General features: G+C 76.6%; 16 protein-coding genes. 11 read left to right on the top strand and 5 right to left on the bottom strand.

Going from position 1 to position 18413, the window contains the following annotated elements:
- Nucleotides 1-12: 12 nt before the first annotated feature.
- The 5 genes from ACF1AK_RS10470 (at nt 13) to ACF1AK_RS10490 (ending at nt 4859) form a co-directional block, all read left to right on the top strand.
- Nucleotides 13-1584, top strand: coding sequence for a PLP-dependent aminotransferase family protein (locus ACF1AK_RS10470; RefSeq protein ID WP_391498352.1), 1572 nt, complete (start codon nt 13-15; stop codon nt 1582-1584).
- Nucleotides 1585-2002: 418 nt separating this feature from the next.
- Nucleotides 2003-3022, top strand: coding sequence for a glycoside hydrolase family 3 N-terminal domain-containing protein (locus ACF1AK_RS10475; protein ID WP_391498353.1), 1020 nt, complete (start codon nt 2003-2005; stop codon nt 3020-3022).
- 219 nt (nt 3023-3241) lie between these two features.
- Nucleotides 3242-4069, top strand: coding sequence for an aminoglycoside adenylyltransferase domain-containing protein (locus ACF1AK_RS10480; RefSeq protein ID WP_391498354.1), 828 nt, complete (start codon nt 3242-3244; stop codon nt 4067-4069).
- Nucleotides 4070-4310: 241 nt separating this feature from the next.
- Entirely contained in the window at nt 4311-4667 is a 357-nt protein-coding gene (locus tag ACF1AK_RS10485; protein WP_391498355.1) for an ArsR/SmtB family transcription factor, read from the top strand.
- Nucleotides 4668-4697: 30 nt separating this feature from the next.
- Nucleotides 4698-4859: a DUF6126 family protein gene (locus ACF1AK_RS10490; protein ID WP_391498356.1), complete on the top strand. Its 162-nt coding sequence runs from the start codon at nt 4698-4700 to the stop codon at nt 4857-4859.
- Between the two features lie 159 nt (nt 4860-5018).
- Here the strand turns inward: ACF1AK_RS10490 and ACF1AK_RS10495 are convergent, their stop codons facing one another.
- The gene (locus ACF1AK_RS10495; protein WP_391498357.1) at nt 5019-7937 is read right to left on the bottom strand and encodes a cytochrome P450; all 2919 of its coding nucleotides are present in this window, start codon (nt 7935-7937) and stop codon (nt 5019-5021) included.
- 461 nt (nt 7938-8398) lie between these two features.
- On the opposite strand from ACF1AK_RS10495, the gene ACF1AK_RS10500 reads away from it, so the two are divergent.
- From ACF1AK_RS10500 to galE, 3 genes are all read left to right on the top strand, one after another.
- Nucleotides 8399-9178, top strand: coding sequence for a sigma 54 modulation/S30EA ribosomal C-terminal domain-containing protein (locus ACF1AK_RS10500; RefSeq protein WP_391498358.1), 780 nt, complete (start codon nt 8399-8401; stop codon nt 9176-9178).
- Nucleotides 9179-9265: 87 nt separating this feature from the next.
- Nucleotides 9266-9769 (top strand): hypothetical protein, encoded by a 504-nt coding sequence (locus tag ACF1AK_RS10505; RefSeq protein WP_391498359.1) that lies wholly within the window; start codon nt 9266-9268, stop codon nt 9767-9769.
- Nucleotides 9770-10483: 714 nt separating this feature from the next.
- Complete coding sequence (gene galE / locus ACF1AK_RS10510; protein WP_391498360.1) at nt 10484-11509, top strand: UDP-glucose 4-epimerase GalE; 1026 nt, start codon at nt 10484-10486, stop codon at nt 11507-11509.
- A gap of 65 nt (nt 11510-11574) precedes the next feature.
- Here galE and ACF1AK_RS10515 read toward each other — a convergent pair whose 3' ends face one another.
- On the bottom strand, nt 11575-11769 hold the full coding sequence (locus ACF1AK_RS10515; RefSeq protein ID WP_391498361.1) for an antitoxin: 195 nt from the start codon (nt 11767-11769) through the stop codon (nt 11575-11577).
- Nucleotides 11770-12128: 359 nt separating this feature from the next.
- Here ACF1AK_RS10515 and ACF1AK_RS10520 point away from each other — a divergent pair, with 359 nt between their 5' ends.
- Both ACF1AK_RS10520 and ACF1AK_RS10525 read left to right on the top strand, forming a co-directional pair.
- Nucleotides 12129-12662: a DUF6542 domain-containing protein gene (locus ACF1AK_RS10520; protein WP_391498362.1), complete on the top strand. Its 534-nt coding sequence runs from the start codon at nt 12129-12131 to the stop codon at nt 12660-12662.
- A complete protein-coding gene (locus ACF1AK_RS10525; protein WP_391498363.1) occupies nt 12655-14220 on the top strand; it encodes an LCP family protein in 1566 nt (521 codons plus the stop codon). The genes ACF1AK_RS10520 and ACF1AK_RS10525 overlap by 8 nt, the downstream gene beginning before the upstream one ends.
- Here the strand turns inward: ACF1AK_RS10525 and ACF1AK_RS10530 are convergent.
- Entirely contained in the window at nt 14217-15533 is a 1317-nt protein-coding gene (locus ACF1AK_RS10530; protein WP_391498364.1) for an MFS transporter, read from the bottom strand. The genes ACF1AK_RS10525 and ACF1AK_RS10530 overlap by 4 nt on opposite strands.
- Nucleotides 15534-15736: 203 nt before the next feature.
- On the opposite strand from ACF1AK_RS10530, the gene ACF1AK_RS10535 reads away from it, so the two are divergent.
- Nucleotides 15737-16180, top strand: coding sequence for a winged helix-turn-helix transcriptional regulator (locus ACF1AK_RS10535; RefSeq protein WP_391498365.1), 444 nt, complete (start codon nt 15737-15739; stop codon nt 16178-16180).
- Nucleotides 16181-16240: 60 nt separating this feature from the next.
- Here the strand turns inward: ACF1AK_RS10535 and ACF1AK_RS10540 are convergent, their stop codons facing one another.
- Together ACF1AK_RS10540 and ACF1AK_RS10545 are read right to left on the bottom strand one after the other, a co-directional pair.
- A complete protein-coding gene (locus tag ACF1AK_RS10540) occupies nt 16241-16747 on the bottom strand; it encodes a hypothetical protein (protein ID WP_391498366.1) in 507 nt (168 codons plus the stop codon).
- 24 nt (nt 16748-16771) lie between these two features.
- On the bottom strand, nt 16772-18355 hold the full coding sequence (locus ACF1AK_RS10545) for a DUF6777 domain-containing protein (protein ID WP_391498367.1): 1584 nt from the start codon (nt 18353-18355) through the stop codon (nt 16772-16774).
- Nucleotides 18356-18413: the final 58 nt, after the last annotated feature.

The following is an 18413-nucleotide window of genomic DNA, read 5'->3' on the forward strand; positions in this document are numbered from 1 at the left end:
CACAATGGACCGGTGCACAGGTCCAATGGGCGGCCGATCGGCAGGTCCACAACCGGAGGCGCCGACTTCCTCCAGCTCGACCCGGGCGAGGCCCCCGTCGGCGGACTCGCCGACTGGCTGGCCCGGCGGCTCCGGCAGGCGATCACCGACGGACGGCTGCCGGCCGGCAGCCGGCTGCCCGCGACCCGGCTGCTCGCCGCCGACCTGCGGGTCTCGCGCGGCGTGATCACCGACGCCTACCGCCGCCTCGCCGAGGAGGGCCGGGTCGCCGGCCGGGGGAGGGGCGGCACCGTCGTGGTCGACCCGCTCGCGCCGCCCCCCGTCCCCGCCCGGGCGCGACCGGCCGCCCCCGTGCGCCCGCCGGTGTCCCCGTCCGCGCGCCCGTCCGCCCGCCCGCCCGCGCCCCCGGCCGGGACACCGCCCCGGTCGCCCTTCGCCGGCACACCCGTCCCGGCCACCTTCGACGCCCTGCGCGCCGCCCCCGCCGCGATCGACCTCTCGCCCGGCGTCCCGGACCTCGCCGCCTTCCCCCGCGCCGCCTGGCTGCGCGCCGAACGCGCCGTCCTCCACGACCTCGCCGCCCGGGACTTCGGCTACGGCGACCCGCGCGGAACCCCCGCGCTGCGCCGCGCCGTCGCCGACTGGCTCGGCCGCAACCGGGGCATCCGCGCCGACCCCGGGGACGTCCTCGTGGTGGCCGGAGCCGCCCAGGCACTCGCCCTGGCCGGCGAGGTGCTCCGCGCGGACGGCCTGGACGTCGTCGCCGTCGAGGACCCGGGCTCGCTCGGCACCCGCCAGCACCTCGGCCACCGGATCACCGCCACCCCGCCGGTCCCCGTGGACGCCGAGGGCATCCGGGTCGACGCGCTGCGCGCCACCGGCGCCCGCGCCGTCCTGCTCACCCCCGCCCACCAGTTCCCCACCGGCGTCGTCCTCGGCGGCGCCCGGCGGCGCGAACTGCTCCAGTGGGCGGCCGAGGGCGGGCTCGTCATCGAGGACGACTACGACGCCGAGCACCGCTACGACCGCCCGCCGGTGCCCGCGCTGCGCGGCGTCCTGCCCGAACAGGTCCTCTACCTCGGCAGCGTCTCCAAGCTCCTCGCCCCCGCCCTGCGCACCGGCTGGATGCTCGCCCCCGCCCGCTACCGGGAGTTCCTGGCCGACGCCAAACGGCTCGACGACCTCGGCAACGCCGCGCTGCCGCAGCTCGTCCTCGCCCGGCTGATGGACTCCGGCGCACTGGAGCGCCACCTGCGGCTGCTGCGCCCGCGCCACCGGCGCCGCCGCGACGCGATGACCGCCGCCGTCGCCGCCCACCTGCCCGGTGCCGTCGTGCACGGCGCGGCCGCCGGGCTGCACCTCATGGTCACCTTCCCGGCCGGTCTGACCTGCACGGACACCGAGCTCGCCGAGGCGGCGCTCGCCCATGGGGTGAAGGTCCAGCCGTTGTCCTGGCACGCCCGGCTGCCGCACCCGCCCGGGCTCGTCCTCGGCTACGCGGCCGGCGCGCCCGGTGAGATCGAGGAGGGCGTCGCCGTCCTCGGACGGCTGCTCCGGGAGGCGGGGGGAGCGCTTCCGGGGTGAGGCTGCTGGTGTCACCCGCGCGCCACCCGCGTGATCCGGGAGGGGCCCTTCGCCCCGGCCGGGTGACCGCCGGCCCGACGGCCGGACCCGTCGACCCCACCGCACCCGCCCCGCCGTCGCGGGCGGGCGCCCCGGGGCTCCCCGGGCGCCGCTTCCCGGACCGCCCGGACCCCGACCGACCGAGGGAGGCCGGATGCCGATGTCCCGCCGAACGATCCGTGTCGCGCTCCTCGCCCTGCTGCTCTCCGCCCTGGCCCCGGCCGCTCCGTCCGGTCAGCCGGCCCCGTCCGGCCAGTCCGGTCCTCCCGGGCCGGCCGGTCCGTCCGGCCCGCAGGGCCCGGGAGGCGCCACCGGACAGCACACCGGGCCCGCGACGACGGACCCGGTCCACCCCACCCCCACGGAGAGGACGACGCCCGTGCCCACCACCGATGCGCTCCAGCTCGCCGGCCGCCGGGTCATCTACTCCTACCGCGGCTCCACCCCGCCGCCGGAACTGCTCGCCACCATCCGCGCGGGCCGCGCCGCCGGTGTCATCTTCTTCAAGGAGAACGTCCCCTCGCTGCCCCAGCTCCAGGCGGCCGTCGCCCAGCTGCGGCAGGCGGCGGCCGAGTCGCCGACCGGCGCGCCGCTGCTGCTGATGACCGACCAGGAGGGCGGCAAGGTCCGCCGGCTGCCCGGCGCTCCGGACCTCTCGGCCAAGCAGATCGGCCTGGCCGCCGATCCGGCCGGCGCGGCCGCCGAGGCCGGCGCCGGAGCGGCCCGCACCCTGGGCGGGGCGGGTCTCAACGTCAACCTGGCGCCGGTGCTCGACGTCTTCGACACGCCCGACAACTTCATCGACCACTTCGAACGCTCCTTCGGCCGGGATCCGGACACGGTGGCCGAACTGGGCTCGGCCTACCTCGCCGCCCAGCAGCAGCTGGGCGTCGCCGCGACGGCCAAGCACTTCCCCGGGCTCGGCGCCGCCGCCCGGGAGGAGAACACCGACGCGAGCTCCGTCGTCCTCCCGGTCCCGCTCGCCGACCTGCGGGCGCGCGGCGAGGAGCCGTACCGGGCCGCCATCGCCGCCGGGGTCCGGCTGGTGATGGCCTCCTGGGCGGTCTACCCGGCCCTCGACGCCTACCGCCCCGCCGGGCTCTCGCGCGCCGTCGTCCAGGGCGAACTGCGCGAGCGGCTCGGCTTCCGCGGCGTGACCATCACCGACGCCCTCGAAGCCGTCGCCCTGGCGGCCTTCGGCGACGCCGGGGACCGGGCCGTCGCCGCCGCCGAGGCGGGCATGGACCTGGTGCTCTGCTCCGGCCGGGACCTCCAGCAGGGCGACGCCGCCGTGGAGGCCCTGGCCACCGCCCTCGACAGCGGCCGCCTCGACACCGCCGGATTCACCGAGGCCGTCCACCGCGTCGACGCGCTGCGCAGCTCCCTGCCGGCCTCCTGAGGACGGCCCGGCCGCCCGTCCCGTCGCGCCGAGGCGGTCCTCCGGCCGGCGGGGCGGTGGTCTCCGGCCGGGGCCGGCGCGGACCGGCGAGGGTGGCGCAGGGGTGGCGCGAAAGGGGGCGAGGGTGGCGCGAAGAGGGTGCACGGGCCATCAACACGCGCCGCTTCGTCGGGGAAACGAGCGGACACGGAGGGTCATCCTGGTGGCAGGCTTGCCGCCGTGACTGTGCACCCTCTCGTACACGAGATCGCCGACGCCTACCTGGCCCTGGTCGATGCCGCCGCGCCCGGACTGGTCGAGGGCCTGTACGTGGTCGGTTCCATGGCCCTGGGCGACTTCCACCCGGAACGGAGCGACCTCGACTTCGTCGCCGTGACCGCGGACCCGGTGACGGCCGGGCAACTCGGCGCACTGGAACGCGCGCACGCCCGGCTCGCGCTCCGCCATCCGCGCCCCGTGTTCGACGGTCCCTACCTCACCTGGCACGAACTGGCGGGCCCGCCGGCGCAGGCGGCCCCGGGGCCGCACGTGCGCGGGGGGACGGTGCGCCACCGGGTGGGATCCGGCCGCACACCGGTGCTCTGGCACACGCTGGCGCGCCACGGCGTCACGCTCTGCGGGCCGCGCGCCCAGGAGCTGATGATCCACACGGACCCGGAGGAACTGGCCGTCTGGAGCCTCGGCCGGCTGGAGGAGCACTGGCGCCCGTGGTGGCGCAGCTCCTCGCGGCTGGCGTCGCGGCCGGGGCTGGCCTGCCTGAACGAACGGGCGCCGGTCCGGGCGGTGCTCGGGGTGAGCCGGCTGCACTACACGCTGGCCACCGGGCGGATCGCCTCCAAGCGCGGAGCCGGCGAGTACGCCCGGGCGGTGTTCGACGAGCGCTGGCACCGGATCCTGGACGAGTGCCTGCGGATCCGCGAGGGCCGGCGGCGCCGCTCGTTCTACCCCAACCCGTTCGTCCGGCGGGCCGATGCGCTGGCGTTCACGGACATGGCGATCGAGAGCGCCCGGCTGCTGGGGGCGGGCCGGCTGCCGCTGGGGGAGTAGCCCGGGGCGGGACGCGGTCGGGGGCCTTGATCGCGTCGGCGAAGGCCAGTTTCCGGTCTGATCACCAGCTGTTCGGATCCTTGCGCCATCCCCGGACCCCTCCGTTCCTCCCGGGCGGCAGCGGCCCGGGAGGCCGTTCCGTCCGTGACGACTTGAAGAAATCTTCATCTGCAAGGATGATGCTTCCCGCCGAACGGGCCGACCCGGAGCCCGCCCAGCGACGCACGGGGAGAGACGGACGATGCCGGTCCCGCTGTACCAGGCGAAGGCGGAGTTCTTCCGCACGCTCGGGCACCCGGTGCGCATCCGCGTCCTGGAGCTGCTCCAGGACGGGCCGCGCCCGGTGCGCGAGCTGCTCGCCTCGATCGAGATCGAGCCCTCGAACCTCTCCCAGCAGCTCGCGGTGCTGCGCCGGACCCAGCTGGTCACGGCCACCCGCGAGGGCAACACCGTCGTCTACGCCCTGAGCACGCCGGACGTCGCCGAGCTGCTGCGGGCCGCGCGGCGGATCCTGACCGAGCTGATCGCCGACCAGGGCGCGCTGCTCACCGAGCTGCGGGCACCGGGCGCCGGTGCCGCGCCCGCGGGCGACCGATGACCGGCCCGTCGACCGAAGGAGTGCCCGGCCATGAGTGAGACCACCGGCGGACGCGGCCGGGAGGCCGAGGCCACACGGGAGGAGAAGGCGCGGCGCAGGGCCATGCTGATCCGGGCGGGCATCTACATCTTCGCCACGCACCTGTTCGCGGGGTTCGTGCTGCTGCTGTTCGCCCTCGGCGGCCGGAAGTGACCGTGCGCGAGCGGTGGTGACCGCCGCCGGGCCGCGCTGCACGTCAACGGCCGGAGGGGGCCGGGGCCCGGCGGCCCGGCCCGCGGTGAGCTCGCGGCGAACGGTCCCGGCCGGGTGGCCGGGACCGCTGCGCTGCGGCCCGCCGGCCGCCGGTCCGGGTCAGCGCGGGCCGTCCTCCGTGCTGTAGCGCAGGCTGGTGCTGGTCCAGGTGTGGACGCCCTCCACCAGCTCCCGGGTGCCGTCGAGGTACCAGCGGCCCGCCGGGTGCCGGAGCTGCAGACTGCGCCGCAGCCGCTCGCTCTCCGCCGTCAGCCGGGCGATCCGGGCCACGACCGCCCGGGCCGCCCGGCTGCGGGTGCAGCCGCGGATCCGTTGCAGGGTGAGCACGGTGTTGAAGGCCGCGACGTTCTGGCGTTCCTCGCGGTCCGCCGAGTAGAGGTCGTTGATCAGCGTCGCCGCGTCGGCCGTGTTCGCGCGCAGGCGGTGCAGGGCCGGGTCGGCGTGCAGCTCGGCCGGGGCCTCGCCGCCGTGGACGTGCTCCAGTATGTCCATGAACGGGTAGAGGCAGCTGGCGTGGCGCCGCAGCCGCACGGTCTCGGCGAGGTCGGGCTGGGTGCGGGCGGCCCGGTGGGCCGTCTCGGCGAGGAAGGTCTCCAGACAGGAGTGCCATTCGGCGGCGGCGCGCCGCCGCCAGCCCGGGGGCATGGGGGCGGTCTGGCGCTGCCACAGCTCCCGCCAGGCGTCCAGCAGCTGCGGCTGGGGCGTGCCCGCCGGGACCGGCCGCCCGGCCAGCACGGCGAGCAGCGGTTCGACGATGGCGCGGGCCTCGGCGGGATCGCGGCCCGGAGGCCCGTCGAAGCGGTCGTCGAGGATGGTGAACCAGCCGAGGGTGTCGATCAGCAGGTCCAGCTCGGTGCCGCGGGCCCGGGGGTACGCGTGGCCGATCAGCTCGGGCAGCGCGTAGGTGTGGTAGCGGGCGAGGTCCTCCGGGGCGAGCAGACCGTGGGCCAGGGCCCACTCGCCGTGCCGGGCGGTGGCGGCGCGCAGCTCGCTCGGAGCGCGCGGTTCGCCCTGCGGGCGCAGTGCGTCGGGCGCGCGCCCGACGGCCGGGGCGGGCCGCGCCTCCGGGTGGACCGGCGGCGCGGGCCGGGGCAGGGCGGTGACCGGCCGGAGGGTGGTGACGGGCCGCAGGGCGGTGACCGGTCCGAGGGCGGTGACCGGGACGATCGTGCTGAGCGGCCCCAGGTGGGTGGCCGGGCGCGTGGTGCGGGTGGCACCGCTGCGGGACGCGGTGCGGGCGACCGTGCGCGGAGCGGTCCGCAGGGCGGTCGGGCGCGGCCCCTCGGTGGCGGCGGACCGGCGGGTGGCCAGTGAGGCCTGCGCGGGGAGCACGACCGAACCCGAGAAGCGGGAGCCGGTCGCGGCGCCGGACGCGCCGGACGGGCCCGGGACACCGGCCGGGGCGCCGCCGCCCGGCGGGCACCCCTCGCCCGGCCGCGGCCCGCGCGGCCCGCGGGGACCGCGCCCGGCCGCGTCCGACTGGCGCGGACGGGCGACCGGCAGGCACGGGGCGGGTGTGTCGTCGTGGCCCGCCGACGGCGTGCGGCGCGGTCCGGCGGCGTGCGGGGCGCGCCCCCCGCGCGGCGTGAGCCGCACCCGCAGGCCCTGTGCCTGGACGGTCGTCCACACCACTTCGCGGGCCCGGACGCCGGGGACGGCCGTCGGACGCCAGCGGCGCAGGATGGCGGCGGCCGCCACGGTCAGTTCGGCCCAGGCGAAGGCCTCGCCGATGCACTTGTGTTTGCCCGCGCCGAACGGCAGGAACGCCTGCCGCGCGACGCCCCCGCCGCCGGCCGGGCCCTGTGCCCCGTCGGCGCCGTACCAGCGGCCGGGGTGGAAGCGCAGCGGCTCGGGGTGGAGCGCGGGGTCGCGGTGGATCGCGGTGAGGCTGTAGAGCAGCTCGGTGCCGGCGGGGACGAGGTAGGGGCCCAGCTCCACCGGGACGCTCGCGGTGCGCATCAGGAAGGCGTTCGGTGCGTGCAGCCGGACCACCTCCTGGGTGACCGCGCGGGTGTAGCCGAGGCGGGCGAGCGCCTCCGGGGTGGGCACGGTACCGGCCGGCAGGTGCTCGTCCAGCTCGGCCAGGACGCGCGCCTCGACCCGGGGGTGGCGGACCAGCTCGTCGATCAGCCAGGTGAGCGTGGTGGAGACGGTCTCGGTGCCGGCCCCGAACATGGTGATCGCCTCGGAGCGGACGTCCGCCTCGGTGAGCGGGCGTCCGGTGGCGGGGTCGACGGCGGCGCGCAGCAGCGCGGGCAGGGTGGCGCCGCGCCGGGCGGCGCCGGTCACCGGGCACCCGCCGTCCCGGACGGTGCCGCCGACCGCCTGGTCGACGACCTCGTTGAGCACCCTGACCGCCGCGTCGAAGCGCCGGTTGACCGGCAGCGGGAGCCGGGCGAACGCCCGGTGGGGGTAGAGCGACTGGACGATCTGGCCCTTCACCATGTCGGGCAGGGCCCGGTGGAAGGCGAGCGTGGCCTCCTCGCTCAGCCGGGCGTCGAACAGGGCGCGGGTGACGATCTCCAGGGCGAGGTGGTTCATCTCCTTGGCCACGTCGAGGACCTGGCCGGGGCGCCAGCGCCCGGCCCGCTCCTCGGTGACCCGGTGCATGACGGCGAGGTACTCGGCCATCCGGTCCGCCCCGAAGGCGGGCTGGATGATCCGGCGGCGGTCGCGGTGGGCACGCCCCTCGGACATCAGCAGGCCGTCCCCGAAGGCGGCCTTGAGGGTGTCCTGGACGGCGCCGCGCGGGCAGTCGTGGGCGAGCGACACCAGCAGGGTGTGGACCAGCCCGGCGTCCGTGACCACGCAGACCGTGCGCGGCCCGAGCCGGATCCGGACCACCGCGCCGTGCCGGGCGAGCGAGCCGAGGAAGCCGAGCGGGTCGCGCAGCAGGGCGGGGGCGTGCCCGAGGCCGGGTACGGCGCCGGGGGCCAGCGGGGGGACGGCCGGGCGGCGCTCCGCGGAGGCGGTTCTGGGCGGGGCGGACGGTCTGCGGGTCTCGTTCGTCAGGATCATGACATTACCTCTCACCAGATGGACCGGGGGGACGGACCGGTGGGACGGTCCGGGGTCACCGGCCGGGTGTCGGACCGGTCGGCCGACCCGGCGCCGCGCTACCACGGGAGCCGCCGCCACGCCGGCCGGGATCCGGGGGCCTGTGGAAGCAGACCCCCGCGCGCGCCATGGACAGAGGGCGCACGCCATGGGAAACGCGCCGGTCCCGTGAGCGTTGCGCCGTACCCGGATGGATCACTCCATCGGTGGAGTGTCCTCAAGGTCCGGGCGGCGCGTCCCGATGAAGGCACGCCGCCCCGAGCGGTCCGCGCACCGGGCCGGGCCACCCCGCGGAGCGCCCGGCGCGAGGTCCGGCGCGAGGCCGGGCCGGGGCCGTCCTGCCTGGCCGGCAGGGCCTTTCGGCCCTCGGCGCCGCGGTGCGCGCGGGTCCAGCATGGTGCAGGACCAAGGAGGACCCTCTGATGACCCGTCTGCGCCACCGGCCCGCCCTCGACCTCCGGGTGGAGATCCGGGGCGAACTGCCCCGCGAGGACGCGGAGTACGCGCGGACCCGGGCGCTGGCGCTGATCGCGGACCTCGGGCCGGACGTGCACGCCGCCCGGCTGCGGCTGACCCGCCCGCGCGACCGCTCGGTCACCCGGCCCTCCGTCGCCCAGGCCTCCGTGGACCTCGCGGATGTCGGCCGGGTCCGGGTGGAACTGGCCACCGTGACGGTGCGCGAGGCGGTCGACCTGGCGCTCGGCACGCTCGCCGGGCGCGCCGGGCGGCTGCGCGAACTGGGCGGCATAGGGCTCGCCTCGGCGTTCGAGAGCTCCTACCGGCCGCAGTACGCGCCGCGTCCGCCGGCCGAACGCAGGATCGTCCGGCGGAAGTCCGTGCGGCCGGCCCTGCGCACGCCCGAGCAGGCGATCCGCGAGATGCTGGCGCTGGACTACCGGTTCCACCTCTTCACCGACGCGCTGACCGGCCAGGACGGCCTGGTCCACCGCAGGCCCGGCGACGGCGGGTTCCGGCTGGTCCGGGCGCACTCCGCGGTCCGGCTCGGTGGCACGGAGCTGCCGCTCACCGAGAGCCCGCACCCGGCGCCCCGGCTGGAGCCGGCCGAGGCCTTCCGTCAACTCGGGCTCACCTGCTGGCCGTTCGTCTTCCACACCGATCCCGGCGACGGCCGGGGCCGGGTGCTCTACCGCCGTTACGACGGCCACTATGGCTTGATCACGCCGATAGCGGGAGCCCGCTGAGGGGCAGGTAATCACCGGCACGGGCTGACCGGTACACGACCGACAACGGACGAGCACACCTCCACGCTCTGGACGGGAACTGGGACCATGGACTGCGAAGAAGTCATGCTGACCGTCAGGATCACGGCCGCCGAGCGGGCCCTGCTGCGCGAACTCGCGCGCGGCCACGGCACCGACGTGTCGGACGTGGTCGTGGACGGTCTGCTGGACGCCATCCCCGGCCTGCACGTCCTGCCCGTGCTGCCCGCCGGCGCGGTGCTGCCCGCCGGCCGGGTGCTCCCGCTGGAGGCCGGGCCGGCCGGCGCCCCCGGGCAGCCGGGGCTCTCGCAGCTGCTGCGCGTCCTGGCCCGCCCCGCCCCGTGCGCGGTCACCCTCTGGCTGCCGGCGCCGGTCGCCGACCTGCTGCCGCTGGTCGGCGAGCGGATCGCCGCCGTCAGCGGGCTGCGGGTCGGCACGGCGAGCGCGGCCCTGGCCGCCGCGCTGCGGTTCTGGCTGGCCGGCGACCCGGGGCGGCTCGCCGCGGGCCTGGCCGGCCTGCACCGGCACGGCGCTCCCCGGCTCACCGCCCAGCGGCTCGACGTCGCGGCCTGAGCGCACGGCCCTCCGGCGCGTCGCGGCCGGCCGCTCGCGGGGAGGCAGGGGCGGCAGGGGCGGGCGGGGCCGCCGGTGCGCGGCGGGCGCCGCCGCCGGCCGTCCGGATCCGGCCGTCCGTCCGGCCGGCCGGTGCGCGCCGGGCCCGGGGGGCGCGCCGGCGCCCGAGGGCGCACGGGGAGGTGTGCCGGGGGCGGCCGGCCACGCGTGACGCTTCGTCGGTCCGCCGCCCGGTGCGGGCCGGACGGACACCCGCCCGATGGTCGACGGACCGTCGGGCCGGGCGGGACCGAAGCGGTTCCTGGGGGTCAAGTGGCATGTCCTGGACGGGAAATTAGCTGGTCAGAGCTCTGGTCACGACCTGCGCGCAGGTCTAGCATTCCGGTCACGGCAACCGGTGTCCGGACCTCCGGACGACCGGTGCGGTGGCCGCCACCACCCCCTGCCGGGGAGCGTACACCCCCCGAGTACGCTCCCCGGCGCCGCTCTGTGCGCGGTGCCCGCCTTCCCACGCCCGTTCCCGGCGCTGCCGCGGATTGTCCGCCCCGCGCTCGGTAGCTGCATCGCCCGGCGCGCACCCCCGCCCCCGTCGGCGCGCGCCCCCATCGCGGCGCGCGCGCCCGCTGCGCGCCACCGGGAACCGTCGGGTGCGAACCGGCGTCCCCCCTCTCCGACGGGCGCCACGGGGCGCCCGCACGAGGAAGGGAGCGTCCGGTGGTGCGAAAGGTCCTGATCACCGGCGGAGCGGGCTACATCGGCAGTACCGTGGCCTCGGCCCTGCTGGACGCGGGCATCGTCCCGGTCGTGCTGGACGACCTCTCCAGCGGGCGGGCCGAGTTCGTCGAGGGCCGGGTGTTCTACCGGGGCGACATCGCGGATCCGGAGCTGGTCGACCGGATCTTCGCCGAGCACCCCGACCTTGACGCGACCGTGCACTGCGCCGCGCGGATCGTCGTCCCCGAGTCGGTCTCCCGGCCGCTGTTCTACTACCGCGAGAACGTCGGCAAGACCGTCGGCCTGCTGGAGTCGCTCCAGCGCAACGGCTGCACCCGGGTGGTCTTCAGCAGCTCCGCCTCGATCTACCGGCCCACCCCGACCGGCCGCGTCGACGAGTCCTGCCCGGTCGAGGCGAGCAGCCCGTACGCGCGCACCAAGCAGATGATGGAGCAGGTGCTCCAGGACTGGACGCGGGGCGACGGCGCCGAGCAGACGCGGGTCATCGCGCTGCGGTACTTCAATCCGATCGGCGCCGACCCGCAGCTGCGCACCGGGCTGCAGAACCTCCACCCGACCCACGCGCTGGGCAAGTTGATCGAGGCGCACGCCAACGGCACGCCGTTCACCATCACCGGGGTCGCCTGGGAGACCCGGGACGGCTCGGGCATCCGCGACTACATCCACGTGCAGGACGTCGCCGAGGCCCACGTCGCCGCGCTGGTCCGGTTCGACGAGGTGACCGGCCCCGGGGCCGGGGAGCGCTACCGGGTCGTCAACATCGGTACCGGCAACGGCACCACCGTCCGCGAGTTGGTCACCGCCTTCGAGCAGGCGGTCGGTGCGACCCTGGACGTCCGGGAGGCCGAGCCCCGGCCCGGTGACGTCCTCGGCTGCTACAGCGACGTGACGGCCGCGCGCGAACTGCTGGGCTGGACGCCGCGCCGCACCATCGCCCAGGGGGTCGAGGACGCGCTCGCCTGGCGGTCGCGGTGGGCGGCCCGGGCGGCGGCGGCCACCGGCTGACCCGTCCCGGGAGCGCCGCCGGCGCCCGTCCCCGGCTGGACGCGGGGCGCCGGCGGCGCCGGGTGCTACTTGGACTCGTCGAGGCGGTTGATGAAGTCCTTGGCCTTGTCGGCGGCGGTGTCGATCTGGCCGCTGTACTTGCCGTCCGTCTTGTCGTCGATGACGTCGGCGACCTTGTCCAGGCCCTGGGTGATCGCGCCGCTGTGCTCGCGGGCGAGGTCGGTGGCCTTGTCGGCGAGGTTCTTGAGGTTGTCGAACATGATGGTCCTTCTGTTCGTCCGGCGCGGTTCGCCGTCATCCTAGCCGCCGCTGACCTGGCGTTTCCCTGGGGCAGGGGTACGGCGGGATGACTTTGCGGGGGTGGGTTTGTATGCTCCTGGCTTGCTCTACAGCATTGTAGAAGTTGGCCGGGTGCGCGGAAGGGGTGTGGGGCATGGCGGGGCGGCGAGCGAGAACCCCGGAACGGGGCGCGGCCGCGCGTCCCGGCCCGGTGCCCGGGCCCGCGCCCGTGCCGGCGGCGCGGCGGGCCGCGCCGGGGCGCCGGTCTGCCGGTCAGCGGGCGGCGGAGCGCACGGCCGGGCGCCGCGCCGGGGCCGGGCGGCCGGGCGGGGTACTGGTGGTGCCGGCGGCCTCGGTCGGGCTGCCGGTGGCCGGCGCGGTGGCCGGCGAACTGGCCGGGGGCGGTGGCGGACCGCTGTTCGCGGCCGGTGCCGTCCTGGGTGCCGGCGCCGCCGCGGCGCTCTGCGGCCGCGCCGGGCGCTGGTGGGTCGTCATCGCCGCGCCGCCCGTCGTGCTCGCGGCCCGGGCGGGCGCCGCGCTCCTCGCCGACCGCGACGGCCTGCGGGGCAAGGCGCTCGCCTCGGCGGCGGTGCGCTGGGTGGTCGGCGCGTTCCCGGTGATGGCGGCGGCGGTGGTGGCCGCGCTGCTGGTCGTGGTCGTGCGGGTGGTCCTCGACCGGCGTGCCCGGCGCCGGCCGGACCGGCCCGCGAACGGCCGGCGCCGCACCCCCGGCACCGCGACCGCCGGACCGCCCCGGCCCGGACGGCCCGCCCCCGAGCCGCCCGCCCCCGAGGCGCCCACCCTCGTGACGTCGAGCCCCGGGACCCCGGTGCCCGAGACCCCGATCCCCGACCGCAGGAGCCACCGTGGCTGAGCCCCGCACCAGGCCGCTGACCGTCGCCGGCCGCGTCCTCGCCGGCACCGTCTCGGTGGCCGTGCTCGGTGCCAGCGGCTTCACCTGGTACGAGTACCGGCAGCTGGACGGCGGCATGGTCAAGTCGGGCGCGCTCGCCGAGGCCCGGAAGAACGCGCCGCCGCACCTCGACAAGTCCGTCAACCTGCTGCTCATCGGCCTCGACAGCCGCAAGGACATGGACGGCAACGACCTCCCCAAGGAGTTCGTGGAGGAGGAACTGCACGCCGGCTCCAGCGAGATCGGCGGCTACAACACCAACGCACTGATCGTCCTGCACATACCGGCCAACGGCGGCAAGGTGACGGCGCTGTCCGTCCCGCGCGACGACTACGTGCAGACCGTCGGCGCCGACGGGAAGATGCACAAGATCAAGGAGGCGTACGGGATCGCCAAGGAGGCCGCCGAGCAGAAGCTGGGCGGCAAGGGGCTGTCGAAGTCCGAACTGGAACGGCAGAGCCGCGAGGCCGGCCGGGCGGCGACCCTCCAGACCGTGCAGGCGTTCCTGGACGTCCCGATCGACCACTTCGCGGAGGTGAACCTGATCGGCTTCTACGACATCGCCAAGGCCGTCGAGCCGGTCCAGGTCTGCCTCAACAACCCGGTCGACGACCCGATCGTGGCCCGCACCGCCACCCACGAGGGCGGCGGCACCGGGCTCAGGCTCCCGGCGGGCGTCAGCTCGCTGGACGCCCGCCAGGCGATGTCGTTCGTCCGCCAGCGCCACCACCTGAAGAACGGCGACCTGGACCGGACGCACCGCCAGCAGGCCTTCATCTCCTCGGTCGTGTACAAGCTGAAGCAGCAGGGCGTGGTCAACGACCTGGGGCAGCTCCAGCGGCTGTTCGACGTGGTGAAGAAGGACGTGGTCATCGACGACCGCTGGAACGTCCTGGACTTCGCCCAGCAGGCGCCCAATCTGACCGGTGGCAACGTCGAGTTCAACACATTGCCGATCACCGGGTTCAAGACGATCGGCGGCCAGGAGGTCAACACGGTCGACCCGGACCAGATCAAGCGCATCGTCAAGCAGCTGTTCGGGCACGAGCCCCCGCCGCCGTCCGCGGCCGACGCACCCGCGCCGGCCGAGACGCCCTCTGCCGCGCCGACCGCCACCCCGACCGCGACCCCGACCGGGCCGCGGGCCGTGGTGGACGTCCACGGCGCGAGCGCGGAGGCGGCGGCCGCGGAGTCGAAGGCGCTCGCCGGACTCGGCTACCCGGCCGGAAAGGCGACCGGAACGGCCGCCGCCGCGCGGGCGAGGGTGACGACGGTCGCCTACGGCGCGGGCGCGAAGGCCGACGCGGAGCAGCTCGCCGCCCGCTACGGCGTCCCGGCCACCGCCTCCACCACGGCCCCGCCCGGCCACGTCCTCCTCACCCTCGCCCCCGGCCGCACACCCACCCCCGCCGCCCCGTCGGCCGCTGCCACCACGGCCGCGCCGGCCGACGAGCCGCCCCCCGAGCTGCCCATGCAGGGCCCGGCGGTCAAGGCGGGCGGCATCCCCTGCGTGGACTAGGCCCGCGCGTCGGGATCACGCCAGGCGGTCACCGCCGGTCCGCTCGCCGCCGGTCCGCTCGCCGCCGGCCCGCGCGCCGCCGGTCCGCCTCCGGCGGCGCCGCGTTCGGTGGCCCACCAGAAGGCGAGCGCGAGCAGGCTGACGCCGCCGCCGAGCCCGCAGACCGCCGTCCAGCCGCCGTGCTCGTACACCACGGTGGAGACGATCGCGCCCAGGCCGCTGCCGGCCGAGTAGAGCAGCATGTACCCGGCGGTCAGCCGGCTCCGGGCCTCGGGGCGGACCTGGTACAGCAGGTGCTGGTTGACCACGTGCACCGACTGCAGGCCGTAGTCGATCACCACCATGGCGAGCACCAGCCACCAGACCGAGTGCGGGAGCAGCCCGGCGAGCGGCCAGGAGACGAGCATCGCGGTGAGTCCGACCGCGAGGGTGCGCCGCGCCCGGCCCCGGTCGGCCTGCCGTCCGGCGTGCCCGGCGCCGAGCGCGCCGGCGGCTCCGGCCAGGCCGAAGAGGCCGATCGCGGTGTGGCTGAGACTGAACGGCGGGGCGGCGAGCGGCAGCACCATCGGGGTGAGCAGCACGGTGACGGCGGTGAAGACCAGCAGCGCGAGTCCGGCGCGGGCCCGGAGCACGGGCTCCTCGGCGAACAGCGTGAACACCGAGCCGACCAGCCTCGGGTAGCGGATCCGTTCCGTCCGGCGGTGCTTCTCGGCCGGGACGGCCAGGGCGAGGACGACGGCCGTCGCGCCGGTGGCGACGGCGGAGACGACGTAGACGGCGCGCCAGCCGGCGAGGTCCCCGAGGGTGCCGGCGACGGTGCGGGCGAGCAGGATGCCGACCACGATGCCACTGGTGACGGTGCCGACGACGCGCCCCTGGTCGGCGGGGTCGGCGAGGGAGGCGGCGTGGGCGACCATCACCTGGGCCACCACGGCGAGCACCCCGACCGCTGCCATGGCGAGCAGCATCAGCGTCGCCGAGGGGGCGACGGCCACGGCGGCGAGCGCCGCGACCGAGAGGCCGAGCTGGGCCGTGATCAGCCTCCGGCGGTCGAGGTGGTCGCCGAGCGGGACGAGCAGCACCAGGCCGACGGCGTAGCCGGCCTGGGTGAGGGTGCCGACCAGGCCGACCGTGGCGCGGCCGATGCCGAGGTCGTCGGCGATGAGGTCCAGCAGGGGCTGGGCGTAGTAGACGTTGGCCACGGCCAGGCCGCTCGCGACGGAGAACAGCCGGGCGACGGCGGGGGAGAGCCGGCGGGCGGCGGCGGGCTCGGCGCCGCCGCTGCGGGCGGGCGGGACCACGGGGGTGGACACGGCGGGAGGCTCCTTCACGTTCTCGGCGGCTTCCCGGGGCCTGCTCGACGCCCCGGGATCGCGGTTGCAAAGTGCTACCGCGATACCCTCGCACGTCGAGGTTTCATTAAGCAACCACGAGCCGCCGGGAGCCCGGGCGGTAGGGTCGCAAGGTGAAACCCTCCCGCCGGAGCGCGGGACCGCAGGTGAGAGGAGAGGGGCGCGTGCCGAAACGCACCTCGCACGAGGAGTCGGCCTGCCCGGTGGCCCGGCCGCTGGACGTCCTCGGCGACGGCTGGACGCTGCTGATCGTCCGTGACGCCTTCGACGGGCTGCGCCGCTTCGGGCAGTTCCAGAAGAACCTCGGCCTGGCGAAGAACATCCTCTCCGCCCGCCTCGCCACCCTGGTGGCCCACGGCGTCTTCGAACTGGCCCCGGCCGCCGACGGCAGCCCGTACCAGGAGTACGTGCTCACCGAGAAGGGGCGGGCGCTGTTCCCCGTCGTCACCGCCCTGCGCCAGTGGGGCGAACGGTACTTCTTCACGGACGACGAGCCGCGCGCCCGCCTGGTCGACCGCGCCGCCGGAGCGCCGGTCGCCCCGGTGGAGGTCCGGGCGGCCGACGGCCGGGTGATCGGGCCGGAGGACACCGAGGTGCTGCTGCCCTGACCGCGCGCGGCGCCCCGCCCACCGGTGCGGCGGACGGGGCGCTCGGGAGGTGCGGTGGCGTCAGCAGTTCCGGATGGACCAGACGGGCGTCCAGTCCTGGGTGTGGTTGGCGCCCCCGTCGGGGGTGAAGGACTTCAGCACGCCGCCGTTCGCGTTGTAGAAGTACGACCGCACGCCGCCGGTCTGGTTGTCGGCGTAGAACCCCTGGCCGTTCCAGCCGTTGAGGCTGTACCGGGCGCAGTCGTAGAGGTAGAAGATCTTGTAGTCGCCGGCGGTCGGGTCCCAGACCAGGGCACAGAGGTAGCCGGGGTCGCAGTTGTAGTCGCTGTTGGCCGGGATGTGCCCGAAGGGCGCCGCCGGCGAGACGGTCGGCGACCCGGCGGCGATCGCGGCGGCCTGCGCCCGGGCCTGGAGCGGCGGCGCCGGCGGCGCGACCAGGACCCGCCCGGCCGGGGCGGCGGTCGTGGTCGCGGCCCCGGCCGGGGCGGAGCCGGCGAACGCCGTCAGCAGGGCGGTGAGGGCGCCGGCCGCACCGAGGGCCGAACGCTTGAGGTGAGAACGGAGCACGGGTCCTCCCGCTGGTCGATCGGCTCAGCCGGGGGCTCCGGGAGCCTGGGTGGGTGTTTCGACGGAGGTGTTCGTTGCGGGGGTGGCGCTGTTCGTACCGGCCGCGGTGGTCGTGCCGGGGGCCGACTTCGCGGTCGTCGTGGTGACGGCCGGGGTGCTCGTCGCGGTCACCGTCGGCTTCGCCGTGGTGGTCTGGGCGGGGGCCGTCTGGGCGGGGGTGGTCTGGACGGGCGTGGTCGGAGCGGGCGTCGTCGGAGCGGGCGTGGCCGGTCCGCTGGGGGTGCTCGTCGTGGGCGGCTGCGTGGTCGTCCCCGGCGTGGTCGTGCCCGGGGTGGCGGGCGTCGTCGACTCAGTGTAAGGGCTCGTGGACCCCGTGTACGGGCTCGTCGACATCGTACTCGGACCGTTCGGGTACCCCGAGGTCGACGTGCTGGTCCAGGCGGACGGCGAGGACCACGAGGCCGACCCCGGCATCGAGGCCATCGAGGCCGGCTTCCAGATCGAGGGCGGCGGGACACCGGGCGCCAGCGGGCCGTGCGGTGCCGGGGCCGGCTGGTCGACGACCGCGGCCTTCCCCGTCTCCCGGGTGAACCAGCCGCCAGTGGTGACGTTCACCAGCACGATCGCGCTGACCGGCTTCGGCGCGGGCGTCAGCACGACCAGCGCGCTCGGCTGGAAGCCCGTCCACGCCTTGCCGGTGTACTTGGCGTCGGAGACCAGCGTCGGCGGCTTCAGCGGGTTGCCGCAGCCGCAGCGCACCCGCGGCACGCCCTGCGCGTCCACCAGCACCGCGGTCCCGGCCTGCAGCACGGCCTGGTAGGCGACGGCGGTGCCGCCCTTGTAGCCGTGGCTGGTCACCCGGGTGTCCACCCGCAGGTACGCCGAGGTCAGCGAGCGTAGGTAGGCGGGCAGGTCGGACTGCGCGATGCCCTCCGCGGACGCCCAGGCCCGGCCGGTGTCACCGGTCGAGGTCATCGAGACCAGCCGTTCCACGTCGCAGCTGGGCTTGCTCATCGTGCCGCCGTACACGCCCGCCGACGTGCCCTCGACGGTGCGGAGGGCGGCGGTCGCGGTGGCGGCGGTCGCGGTGCCGCCCGTTCGGGTGGCGGTGGCGGCGGGCCCGGTGGGGGCCGGGGTGTGCGCCGGGCTCTGGGCCGTGACCTGGGCCGTCGTCGGCGCCGGGGTGGCGGCCGTGGCCTGCATGGCCTGGGTCTCCACCGAAGGGGTGAACGGTGCCGGGCCCGGGTCCTGCGGCGTCTGCAGCGCGACCTCGTTGGCCGTGGGCACGGTCTCCTCGTGCCCGCCGCCCCCGCCGCCGGCGCTGTTGACGATCACCACCGTCGCCCCTGCCGCCAGCAGGGCCAGCAGCGCCAGCAGCGCGGCCTTCCGGCGGTCGCGCCACCACGGCTTCGGCGGCCTGCCGGGCCCGCCCGCGCCCGGTGGCCCGCCCGGGCCGGACCTCCCGCGGCCACCGCCGGAGGGCGGGCCGAACGGCGGCCCGGGCGGCCCGGGGCGGCCCGGGCCCGACGGCGGGCCCGAGAGGGGCCCGGACGGCGGTCCGGAGGGCGGGCCGAGCGGGGGCCCGGAGGGAGGCGGTTGGGAACTCATCGAGGGCTCCGATTCGCAGACGGCCGGTCCAGGTCCACCCGGCCGGCGCAGGAGTCTC

This window comes from Kitasatospora sp. NPDC015120, assembly GCF_043080305.1.
Lineage (GTDB): Bacteria > Actinomycetota > Actinomycetes > Streptomycetales > Streptomycetaceae > Kitasatospora.